We start from the raw sequence: 1,032 nt of genomic DNA on the forward strand, positions 1-1,032 counted from the left end.
GGCTATGTCCCAATTACGTGTTGCATGGGGCGCCCCAGCGCCTCCTGCAAGCAATGTGGGATAGTCACTTCCCGTCCATAGCGCTCCAGCATCCTTCGCCAACCCAGATAATTCCTCAGATAGTGGGTCGCTACCCCATGGAACCGCTCCATCCACTCTTTCAACCGCCTGTGGTACCCGTTCACATGCTGGATGTGGTAGGCGCCAACCACGCGCTCGCCTTGACGATTACGCACGACCTGATGGGTCACTCCCTGCGCTTTGCTGAAACTGGCATACACCCCGGCGCCATCGCTACACAACACCGCATCTGGCGAGACAAGGGGTGCCAAAACCGCTATCACCGTCTCGGCATTCATTTTCTCCAACTGAAAATCCGCATGGTGGCCAGCCCGGTCCTGAACCACCATCACCGGGATGTAATCCGACCCTGTGCCTCGGGTACGGCCTTTGCCCCCACGATGGCGGGCCGGGCGGGGCAAACCACGTTGCCCTTTAAACGACTCCAGGAAGAAGGTCTCATCGACCTCGACGATACCCTCTTCCCGTACCGCCTGGTGGCTCGCCATGGCTTTCAGGAAGCGGTGACGCCACAAAAAGGCGGTGTTTTTACAGACTCCGCAGCGGACGGCAGCCTGTCGGACGGTCAGCCCGTCGATGAGGGCCTGGGCATAGTCTTCCCAGCACTGTGCCTTGCGAAGTCGGGCCAGCGGCGTCTTGGTGAGAACGGAACTGGTGCGCAGACACTGCTTGCAGCGATAGCGACGCAGTCCTCGACTCCAGCCCCAGGGAGCCAACTGCGCGGCCTCGGCCTGGCAGTGAGGGCAACATTGGCAAGGGGGGAGTTGGGTGGCTAACGAGGTGATGGGGTGAGGGGCGGCGAGTTCATGTTGCGCGAGACGACGCTGGCGCAAGGTGAGCAGTGGGAAGAGAGAGAGTAGATGTTGAAAGGCTTGGGTATCCATGATGGAGGCCCTCAGGGTGATGACCTACTTCAAGGTTAGCCTTTCAACACATAACTGGGACAGCGCC

General features: G+C 60.1%; 1 protein-coding gene. It reads right to left on the reverse strand.

The genetic code is table 11. The annotated features are described in order from the left end of the window. Positions 1-2 precede the first annotated feature (2 nt). Complete coding sequence (locus BN1127_RS16555) at positions 3-965, reverse strand: IS1595-like element ISAeme10 family transposase (RefSeq protein ID WP_042650166.1); 963 nt, start codon at positions 963-965, stop codon at positions 3-5. Between the last annotated feature and the right edge of the window lie 67 nt (positions 966-1,032).

It is taken from the genome of Aeromonas media (assembly GCF_000819985.1).
In the GTDB taxonomy this organism is placed as follows: domain Bacteria; phylum Pseudomonadota; class Gammaproteobacteria; order Enterobacterales; family Aeromonadaceae; genus Aeromonas; species Aeromonas media.

Coding starts and splice junctions, on each gene's coding strand:
- BN1127_RS16555 (WP_042650166.1), bottom strand. CDS start 965: ATGGATACCCAAGCCTTTCAACATCTACTCTCTCTCTTCCCACTGCTC.